8 protein-coding genes are annotated in these 9,455 nt (G+C 63.0%); 4 read left to right on the top strand and 4 right to left on the bottom strand.

The window, feature by feature from the left end; all coding sequences use genetic code 11:
- Window positions 1-8 precede the first annotated feature (8 nt).
- Together ACN0SW_RS02475 and ACN0SW_RS02480 are read right to left on the bottom strand one after the other, a co-directional pair.
- Window positions 9-674 (bottom strand): amino acid ABC transporter permease, encoded by a 666-nt coding sequence (locus tag ACN0SW_RS02475; RefSeq protein WP_417726297.1) that lies wholly within the window; start codon window positions 672-674, stop codon window positions 9-11.
- Window positions 675-748: 74 nt separating this feature from the next.
- The gene (locus ACN0SW_RS02480) at window positions 749-1,555 is read right to left on the bottom strand and encodes a transporter substrate-binding domain-containing protein (protein WP_417726298.1); all 807 of its coding nucleotides are present in this window, start codon (window positions 1,553-1,555) and stop codon (window positions 749-751) included.
- A gap of 187 nt (window positions 1,556-1,742) precedes the next feature.
- Between ACN0SW_RS02480 and ACN0SW_RS02485 the strand changes: the two genes are divergently transcribed.
- On the top strand, window positions 1,743-3,257 hold the full coding sequence (locus ACN0SW_RS02485; RefSeq protein WP_417726299.1) for an aldehyde dehydrogenase (NADP(+)): 1,515 nt from the start codon (window positions 1,743-1,745) through the stop codon (window positions 3,255-3,257).
- 87 nt (window positions 3,258-3,344) lie between these two features.
- On the opposite strand, the gene ACN0SW_RS02490 is transcribed toward ACN0SW_RS02485, so the two are convergent.
- A complete protein-coding gene (locus ACN0SW_RS02490) occupies window positions 3,345-5,609 on the bottom strand; it encodes a DEAD/DEAH box helicase (RefSeq protein WP_417726300.1) in 2,265 nt (754 codons plus the stop codon).
- Window positions 5,610-5,783: 174 nt separating this feature from the next.
- Between ACN0SW_RS02490 and ACN0SW_RS02495 the strand changes: the two genes are divergently transcribed.
- Complete coding sequence (locus tag ACN0SW_RS02495) at window positions 5,784-6,944, top strand: M20 aminoacylase family protein (RefSeq protein ID WP_417726301.1); 1,161 nt, start codon at window positions 5,784-5,786, stop codon at window positions 6,942-6,944.
- 10 nt (window positions 6,945-6,954) lie between these two features.
- On the opposite strand, the gene ACN0SW_RS02500 is transcribed toward ACN0SW_RS02495, so the two are convergent.
- The gene (locus tag ACN0SW_RS02500) at window positions 6,955-8,325 is read right to left on the bottom strand and encodes a cytochrome P450 (RefSeq protein ID WP_417726302.1); all 1,371 of its coding nucleotides are present in this window, start codon (window positions 8,323-8,325) and stop codon (window positions 6,955-6,957) included.
- 119 nt (window positions 8,326-8,444) lie between these two features.
- On the opposite strand from ACN0SW_RS02500, the gene ACN0SW_RS02505 reads away from it, so the two are divergent.
- Window positions 8,445-9,215, top strand: a complete 771-nt coding sequence (locus tag ACN0SW_RS02505) for a hypothetical protein (protein WP_417726303.1) — start codon at window positions 8,445-8,447, stop codon at window positions 9,213-9,215.
- A 110-nt stretch (window positions 9,216-9,325) separates the two neighbouring features.
- Window positions 9,326-9,455, top strand: a 130-nt coding sequence (locus ACN0SW_RS02510) for a GTP-binding protein (RefSeq protein ID WP_417726322.1), incomplete at its 3' end; no start/stop codon positions are given.

The raw sequence follows: 9,455 nt of genomic DNA on the forward strand, positions 1-9,455 counted from the left end.
TTTCCCCCTCAATACCGGAACAGGCGTGCCGCGATCAGGCGACCGCCAAAGGTGATGACCTTGGTGATCGCATAAAAGATCACCGCCGCCAGCGCGAATAGCTCAAAGGTGCGGAAGGTCAGCGCATTGAGATCCTGCGTCACGCCGTACAGGTCGCTATTCATACCCACGGTGACACCGAGCGAGGTCATCAGGATGGCCCAGACCATCTGGTTCGTCATCGGCAAGAAGGAAATGCGCAGCATCTGCGGCAGAATAATGTAGCGGAACGATTGCAGTTGCGTCATGCCCAAGGACCGACCCGCACGCGCCTGCGTGTCAGGGATCGCCTTGAGGGCCCCGCGAAAATTCTCGGTCAGATAGCCCGCGTTGTTAAAGGTGATGCCAATCAGCAGTGATACGAAGGGGCTGAAATGGATGCCGAAACTCGCCACGCCAAAATGCGCCATATAGATCTGAAAGAGCGCGGGCGTGTTGCGTGCAATCTCGACCCACGTTGTGGCGATTGCCATCAATGGCCGGGATCCGGACAGCCGCAGCACGGTCAGCAGAATGGCGAACAGTATGCCCAAGGCCATCGACAGGATCGCGATTTCCATCGTGACCATCGCACCGTCCAGCATCTGCGGAAGCCGGTTAAGCGCCTGTTTCCATTGGAAGGTGTAATCGAACATCTGGGTGTCGCGTCCCTTGGAGGTAGCAAAAAGGGGGCGCGGGTGATCCGCGCCGCCAATTGGGTAGAACGATATCAGCGATAAACGTTCGGCACCATCAGTTTCGGAACTTCTCCGCCGACCCACTTTTCATAAAGCTCGTCATAGCGGCCGGTGCGCACCTGCTGATTCACGAAGAGATTGAGATAGTTGAGAAACCCATACTCATCCCGCTTGGCAAAGAGCGCCACATAATCGGTGTCAAAGGGGGCAAATCCCACAACCGAGATATCCCCGAAGTTGCCCGACTGCACATTGGCCTGTGCGACGGTCGAGGTCGAGACGGTAGCATCAAGCTGACCTTGGCTGAGGGCCAGGAAAACGTCGGCTTGGGTCTGATATGGGCGGAACTCTCCTTCGCCCCATTCCTTGACCTGCGCTTCAAGTGCAATTGCCTCGTAGGTGCCCGCAACGGCGCCTACGGTAAAGCCTTTCATGCCCTCATAGGACGAAATGCCGGTCGCGTTGTTAGAGGTGACCGCCATTTCAAAGGCAAAGTAAGGAACCGAGAAGCCAACCGTCTTGGCCCGCTCCAGCGTGTCCGAGGTCGAGGCAACACCTACATCGACGCGGCCCGACATCAGGGCCGGGATACGTTCGGGGAAGGGGGTCTCGACAATCTCTGCCTCCACGCCCAGAGCGGCCGCCAGATCATTGCAGTAATCGACGTCAAAGCCGATCGGCACGTTGCTGGCATCGCGCATCCCCATCGGTGGGAAGTCGAGCACAACGGCGCAGCGCAGTTTGCCCGAGGAAATGATGTCATCAAGCTTATCAGCCTGAGCGGTGCCGGCGATGCTGGTCATCCCCAGCAGGGCGGCGATCAGTGTCAGTTTTTTCATTGGTGGTGACCTCTCTGTTGATTCTTTGTTCAGCATGCGGCGTTTTGTTCTTTTTTGCAATAATTCTCCTATAAGAAAAATAATAGCATGTTTGGAGAAAAAGCGGTAAACCATGAAAAACGCTATCGGAACGGATAGAGCCGTGCCCACGGCCTCTGACGTTCCCCAGACTGAAAGGACCCTTCACATGAGTTTGAGCTCTCACGGCCAGCATCTGATAGCAGGCGACTGGACCCGGACGGCAGAGACATTTCTGTCGGAACCGGCGCGTGGCGCGGCGCGGGCGTTTTCGGTTGGGACGCCTGAATTGGTGGATCGCGCGGTGCAGGCGGCGGAAGAGGCGTTCTGGTCCTATGGGTGGTCCAGCCGGGCGGAGCGTGCGGCCTTTCTCAACGCCATCGCCGATGAGATTGAGGCGCGGGGCGCGCAGATCACCGAGATCGGCTGTGCCGAGACCGGCCTGCCCGCCGCGCGGCTGGAGGGCGAGCGCGGGCGCACCACGGGGCAATTGCGGCTTTTCGCCGGGCATATCCTCAAGGGTGAGTATCTCGACCGTCGCCATGATGCGGCCTTGCCCGAGCGCAGCCCCCTGCCGCGCCCCGATCTGCGGATGATGCAGCGGCCCATCGGCCCGGTGGCAGTGTTTGGCGCGTCGAATTTTCCGCTGGCGTTTTCGACCGCTGGCGGCGACACGGCGGCGGCGCTGGCGGCGGGCTGTCCGGTGGTGGTCAAGGGCCACGGCGCGCATCCCGGCACCTCCGAGGTGGTGGCCGAGGCCATTCATGCAGCGATTGCCAAATGCGGGCTGCCAAAGGGCGTCTTCAGCCTTGTGCAGGGCGGCAATCGCAGCGTCGGAGAGGCGCTGGTTCAGCATCCGCTGATCCGGGCAGTGGGCTTTACCGGCTCGCTCACCGGGGGCCGCGCGCTCTTTGATCTGTGTGCAGGGCGGCCCGATCCGATCCCGTTCTTTGGCGAGTTAGGCTCGGTCAATCCGATGTTCCTGCTGCCCGAGGCCATGGCGGCGCGCGGGGTTGATCTGGGCCGGGGCTGGGCCGGATCGCTGAGCCTGGGGGCGGGGCAGTTCTGCACCAACCCCGGCATCGCGGTGGTGATTGCGGGGCCAGAGGCGGACGCCTTCGCCGAGGCGGCGCGCGCAGGCCTGAGTGAGACCGGCGCGCAGGTGATGCTGACGACAGGCATCGCTGCGGCCTATGCGGCGGGGGCGCAGGCGATGGCCACGCAGCCCGGCGTTCAGGACCTGCTGAGCGCGACGTGTAACCCGCGCGAGGCGAAACCGTTTCTCTACAGGGTCGCGACGCAGGACTGGCTGGGAAATCACGCGCTCTCAGAGGAGGTGTTCGGCCCGCTCGGGTTGATCGTGGTTGTGCGGGATGCGGCAGAGATGGTGGCGGTGGCGCGCTCTTTCGTGGGCCAGTTGACCGCGACCCTGCAGATGGACGCGGGCGATACCGCCCTCGCGCGCCGCCTCTTGCCGGTGCTCGAGCGCAAGGCAGGCCGGGTGCTGGTCAATGGCTTTCCCACCGGGGTCGAGGTCTGCGACGCGATGGTCCACGGCGGGCCTTATCCCGCCTCAACCAATTTCGGCGCGACCTCGGTCGGAACTCTCTCCATCCGTCGGTTCCTGCGCCCCGTCTGCTATCAGAACATGCCTGAGAGCCTCTTGCCAGAGGACCTTGGCTAGGTCCGCCACCGGCCCCGCGCACCTAGCCTGTGAAAGCATCAGGCCGGGAATTTCCCGGCCTGAACTTCTACAAATCGACGGAGCGGATCAGGGCTTGCCGCGTTTGGGCGGTGTGCTGCCGCCAAAGCCTGCGCGGGCCTTGGGAGCAGCCCCCTTGCCCTTGGGCTTACCCATGCCCGGTTTTCCGGTTCCGGGTTTGCCAGCAAAGGGTTTCCCCGCCCCCGGCTTGCCCGGCTTTCCGGGCGGAACAAAGCGTTTGGAGGTGTCCGCTGCCAGATTCGGCTTGGGCGCTGCAGGCTCGGCGTCTCGGGGCGCAGGACGGGCCCGGGGCTTGTCGAATGGCTTGTCAAAGGATTTGGCAGCCGGCTTGCCGTGGGGCTTGGCACCGGGTTTTGCCCCCGGCTTTGCCTCGGATTTTGTATAAGGCCTGCCCTCGGGCTTGCCAAAGGGCTTGCCGGGCTTGCGATCCCCCGCAGGTTTTCCTGCGGGTTTGTCGCCCGACCATGCCTTTTTGGCCGGTCGCGGGGCGTCGCCTGCATCAGAGCGCGGCTTGCGGTAGGCGGTCACGGCCCCATCCTCGACCGCGCGGGTCATCGCAGCAGGGGGAGCCCCCATTGGTTTGGAGTGCGATTTGGCGGCGGGGCGAGGCGCGCTGTCGCGCGGGGCATGATGCTCGCGGGGGGCGCGCGGTGCACGTTCGGGACGGTCCGCACGCGGGGGACGCGGCGCACGCTCGGGACGGTCCTCGCGCGGGGCACGCGGGGCAAAACCCAGATCGGGCGCGCTGTCCAGTTGTCGGGCGGTGATGCCCTCATCCAGTTGCCCGTCCTCGCCAAGCGCCGACAGAAAGCCCGGAACGGCGGGCTCGGCCAGTTCCACAAAGGTCTCGGACGCCTGTACGCGAATGGCACCAATCGCGGATTTGTCGATATTGGCGGCGCGGCACAAGAGCGGCAGCAGCCAGCGCGCCTCGGCGCGGTCATTGTTGCCCACCGACAGCGCAAACCAGCGGCTCGGACCAAAGGCGGCGCGCTCGCGCGCGGGGGCAGGTGTGCCCGGTGCGCTCAGTTCCTCGGGTGCAGACCAGCGCGACTGGTAGAGCCGCAGATAGGCGGCGGCGATCTGCTCGGGGCTGTGCAAATCAAGCAATTCCGCAGCGAAGGCGGTCTCGGTCTCGCTCGGGCTTTCGGACCACACTGGATCGGAAAGCAACCGCTCGCGATCCTTGGCCTCGATATCCTCGGGCGTGGGGGGGGTGGTCCATTCCGCTGTGATCTTGGCGAATTTCAGCAGACGCTCGGCCTTTTTGGCCGCCTTGACCGGGACGATCAGGGCAGAGATGCCTTTGCGTCCGGCCCGGCCCGTGCGCCCAGAGCGGTGCAACAGGCCTTCTGAATTGGTGGGTAATTCGGCATGCACCACCAGATCGAGATTGGGCAGGTCGATTCCGCGTGCTGCCACGTCAGTGGCGACGCAAACCCGCGCCCGCCCGTCGCGCATCGCTTGCAGGGCATGCGTGCGTTCGGATTGGCTGAGTTCGCCCGAGAGGGAGACCACGGCAAAGCCCCGGTTGGACAGCCGTGCGGTCAGCCGCGCCACCATCGCGCGGGTATTGGCAAAAACGATGGCGTTTTGCGCATCGTGATAACGCAGCAGGTTGATCACCGCACCTTCGGCGTCATGTGGCACCACGGTTAGTGCCTGATAGGCGATATCGGCGTGTTGTTTGGCCCCGGTGAGGGTGGTCACGCGCTGCGCATCGCGCTGGAATTTTTCGGCCAGTTTGGCGATCATCGGCGGCACAGTGGCCGAGAACATCAATGTGCGGCGCTCTGCCGGGGCGGCGGCGAGCATGAATTCAAGGTCTTCGCGAAAACCGAGATCAAGCATCTCATCGGCCTCATCAAGCACGATCGCGCGCAAGCTGGTCATGTCGAGCGCGCCGCGATTGATATGGTCACACAGCCGTCCGGGTGTGCCGACGACGATATGCGCGCCGCGTTCCAGTGCGCGCCGTTCGTCGCGGGCATCCATGCCGCCGACGCAGGTCACCAACCGCGCACCGGCCTCGGCATAAAGCCAGCTCAGTTCGCGCATCACCTGCAGCGCCAGTTCGCGCGTTGGTGCCACGATCAGGGCAAGGGGGGCTGCGGCAGGCGGCAGGCGGTCAGCTCCGTCCAGCAGGGTCGGCGCAATTGCCAGGCCAAAGCCCACGGTCTTGCCCGATCCGGTCTGGGCCGAGACCAGCAGGTCAGAGCTCGAGAGCGCGGGATCAGTCACCGCTTCTTGCACAGGCGTCAGGGTTTCATAGCCGCGCGCGGCAAGAGCATTGGAGAGGGCAGGCAGGATCATGGGGGAGGTCGGTTCCGAAAAGGGGTGCGGCTGGCGCGTCAAGCCGCGACGCATACCTCAGTCGCGCACTCTTGTATATGGCAAATGCACCTGTGCGACCGTGCCCCTTGTGGTCCCGTCGGGTTTGCGCCACGGTGGGGCAAATCCCGAATTTGAGAACAGGAGTCTGACCCCATGCCCGTCAAGAACCGCTTTGCCGAATTGCACAATGATATAACGGAATGGCGTCGTGACATCCACAGCCATCCTGAAATCCTGTACGAGACCCATCGCACCAGCGCGTTGGTCGCCGAAAAGCTTAAGGCTTTTGGTTGCGACGACGTGGTCACCGGCATCGGCCGCACCGGTGTGGTGGGCGTGATCAAGGGCCGCAGCACCGCCTCGGGCCGAGTGGTCGGCCTGCGTGCCGATTTGGACGCACTTCCCATTCATGAGGCGACCGGCGTGGATTATGCCAGCAAGACCCCCGGCGCGATGCATGCCTGTGGTCACGACGGGCATACCGCCATGTTGCTTGGCGCGGCGCAGTATCTGGCGGAGACCCGCAACTTCGATGGCACCGCCGTGGTGATTTTTCAGCCAGCCGAAGAAGGCGGCGCAGGGGGCCGCGAGATGTGCGAGGACGGGATGATGGACCGTTTCGGTATTCAGGAGGTCTACGGCATGCACAACTGGCCGGGGCGCCCTGTAGGCAGCTTTGCCATTCGGCCTGGTGCGTTCTTTGCCGCGACCGATCAGTTCGACATCGAATTGACAGGCAAGGGCGGCCATGCCGCCAAGCCACATGAGACCGTCGATACGACCGTCATGGCCGCGCATCTGGTAACGATGCTGCAGACCATTGCCAGCCGCAATGCCGATCCGGTGGATCAGGTTGTCGTGTCGGTCACATCCTTTCAGACCTCATCGACAGCGTTCAATGTGATTCCGCAAGGCGTACACCTTCGTGGTACAGTGCGTACCATGAGTACGCAGATGCGCGATTTGGCCGAGACCCGTCTTCGTGCGCTTTGCGATCATGTGGCGGCAGGCTTTGGCGGTCGCGCCGAGGTCAGCTATCATCGCGGCTATCCGGTGATGATCAATCACGAAGAACAAACCGAGTTTGCGGCAAGCATCGCGGCCAAGGTCAGCGGTGCCTGCGAGGAGGCGCCTTTGGTGATGGGGGGCGAAGATTTCGCCTTCATGCTCGAAGAACGGCCGGGGGCCTATATTCTCGTAGGTAACGGCGATACGGCGATGGTGCACAGCCCCGATTACAATTTCAATGATGAGGCCATTCCGGCAGGCTGTAGCTGGTGGGCGGGCATCGTCGAAGAGCGTATGCCGGCCTGAAGCGAGCCGATCACATCGGTTCGGCCATGAGCCAGACGCCGCCTTGGGGCCGCAGGGTCAGGATCATCACCGGGTCGGGGTCACGCCCCGGCACCGGAGTAAAGCGAAACCGTGAGAGCAGCGTGGCAAGGATGATCACCGCCTCTTGCAGCGCGAAACTTGCGCCGATGCAGATGCGCGGCCCGTCGCCAAAGGGCAGGTAGGCGTAGCGCTCAATGCTCTTGCGGTCAGCGAAACGGTCGGGGTTAAACCTGTCTGGGTTAGGCCACAGGAGGTGGTTGCGGTGCAGGGCATAGATCGGAATGATCACCGTATCTCCGGGGCGAATTTCCCGCCCGCAGAGCGTATCGGCAGTTTGTGCGGTACGAGAAATGATGCCCGCAGGCGGGTAAAGGCGCAGCGCCTCATCGATGATCTGGCGGATATAGGGCAGGCGGGCGACATCTTGGCCAGTGGCCGCCCGGCCCTGCAACACGGCTTGCGCCTCGGCGCGGGCGCGGTCCTGCACCGCTTGATCATACGCACAAAGATAGAGTGACCAGCCCAAAGTGAGCGCGGTGGTTTCGTGCCCCGCCACGATGAAGGTCAAAAGATTGTCGCGCAGTTCGGCGGTGTTCATACGGCGCCCGGTCTCGGGGTCTTCGCCCTCCAGCATGAGATCGAGCAGATCGGGCACTCGCTTCGGCCCGCGTGTGCGGCGCGCGTCCACGGCCTGATCGGCCACGCGCTTCATCTCAGCGATAGAACCGCCGGACATGATGCGCCCCGGACGCGGCACCCAGTCGGGAAATCCGAGAATATCAAAGAGCGAGATTCTGCCGGCCTCGGAGATATAGGCATCAATGCCGCGATGCACGGAGTTCACGTCGAACATGCCATCGCCGGAAAAAGTCACATCGGCGATGACGTCAAAGGTGGTGCGCACCATATCTGCGGCCATATCCACTGCGTGCGATCCGGCGGCGGCGACACGCGCGGCGCTCTGTTCCGCGGCGGCAGTCATGATCGGCGCGAGGTTCATCACGTTACGATGCGAAAACACCGGCGCCGCCGTGCGCCGCTGCCAGCGCCAATGCGCGCCCTCGGCGATAAAGAGGCTTTCGCCGATGGCGGGGCGCAGGAGGTTCTTGGTGACGATGGATTTGGGGTAATTGTCCAGTTCTTCCAGCAGCATGCGCCGGATCGCGCCGGGATCCATGACCATATGCCAGCGCTTGCCGGTGCGCCCCGAGACCATGGGCTGGCGGGTGGCGATGGCCGGGATGATCGACAGGATGTTGCGCCGCGCCGCGCGCAGGCTGGCCAGCACGCCCATCGGCTCTGTCACCAAAGGCACATGCACAGGCGGTTGGGTCGGGGTTTGGCCGGGTATCTGCGTCATGACGCACCTCTTGCGGGTTTCCTAAGACATAGGGCGCTGGACGCATTCGGGCAAATGATTGCGCGAGGGCTGCTGCTGGGCTATCCCTGCGCGAACCGTCACGTTTTGGGAAGTTTTTGATGATCCGTTTACTTGTGCTGTGCGGGCTTGCTCTTATGGCGGCTTGCACCAATGCCAATGACCTCGATGAGGCCCCCGCCTATTTGGGCAACTTTTACCTTGGGCATAATGTCGTGGTGGCCCCGAACCTGACCAAGGGACCGGCCTCGCGTGAGGCAACGAAAGAGGAATGGATCGCCGCCATGACCGAGGCGATGACAGATCGTTTCGGGCGCTACGACGGCAGCAAGCTCTATCATCTGGGGGTGAGTGTCGAAGGCTATGTATTGGCGATTCCGGGCGTGCCGATCGTAGCCTCGCCAAAATCGGCGCTGATCCTGAATGTCACCGCATGGGATGACGAGAAAGGGGCCAAGCTTAATGCCAAGCCGCATCTGGTGACGGTGGTCGAGACAGTCTCGGGTAACACATTTCTGGGCTCGGGTTTGACCCAGAGCAAGGAAACGCAGATGCTGAATCTCAGCCGTAACGCCGCCAAGCAGATTCAGAACTGGCTCGTACAGCAAAACAACGAACGGGGCTGGTTCGAGGATGACGGCGTGCCCGCGAATGACAAGTCAAGCGGCGCGCGGCAGGCCGAGACACCGGCAGCTGATGCGCAAAATGAAGCGGTTTCAGCGCCGAAGGCTGCGGCTGAAACCGCCCCGATCCCTGAGGCAGAGAGCGCGTCCCCTCCTCTACCGTCGGAGGCCCCAAGCGCCGCCGACCTAGCTAACGCCGCCGCCGAGGTGATCGAAGAGCCGACCGTCGCACCGCCCCCCGTCGAGTGATGTGCGCAGCGAAGAGGTAAGGCTTGATTTTCCCGGCGTAACCCAATACACGGCGCGCGATATAACCATCGGGCCACGGCGGCCCCCCAACTGACAAGGCGTCCTGAGATATGGCAAAGGAAAAGTTTGCACGTAACAAGCCGCATGTGAACATCGGCACGATTGGTCACGTTGACCACGGCAAGACGACGTTGACGGCGGCGATCACCAAGTATTTCGGCGAGTTCCGGGCCTATGACC

The organism is Roseovarius sp. (assembly GCF_048262375.1).
Taxonomy (GTDB): Bacteria; Pseudomonadota; Alphaproteobacteria; order Rhodobacterales; family Rhodobacteraceae; genus Roseovarius.

Excerpts from the sequence above, each read along its gene's own strand:
- ACN0SW_RS02475 (WP_417726297.1), bottom strand. The coding sequence starts at position 674 with ATGTTCGATTACACCTTCCAATGGAAACAGGCGCTTAACCGGCTTCCG.
- ACN0SW_RS02480 (WP_417726298.1), bottom strand. The coding sequence starts at position 1,555 with ATGAAAAAACTGACACTGATCGCCGCCCTGCTGGGGATGACCAGCATC.
- ACN0SW_RS02485 (WP_417726299.1), top strand. The coding sequence starts at position 1,743 with ATGAGTTTGAGCTCTCACGGCCAGCATCTGATAGCAGGCGACTGGACC.
- ACN0SW_RS02490 (WP_417726300.1), bottom strand. The coding sequence starts at position 5,609 with ATGATCCTGCCTGCCCTCTCCAATGCTCTTGCCGCGCGCGGCTATGAA.
- ACN0SW_RS02495 (WP_417726301.1), top strand. The coding sequence starts at position 5,784 with ATGCCCGTCAAGAACCGCTTTGCCGAATTGCACAATGATATAACGGAA.
- ACN0SW_RS02500 (WP_417726302.1), bottom strand. The coding sequence starts at position 8,325 with ATGACGCAGATACCCGGCCAAACCCCGACCCAACCGCCTGTGCATGTG.
- ACN0SW_RS02505 (WP_417726303.1), top strand. The coding sequence starts at position 8,445 with ATGATCCGTTTACTTGTGCTGTGCGGGCTTGCTCTTATGGCGGCTTGC.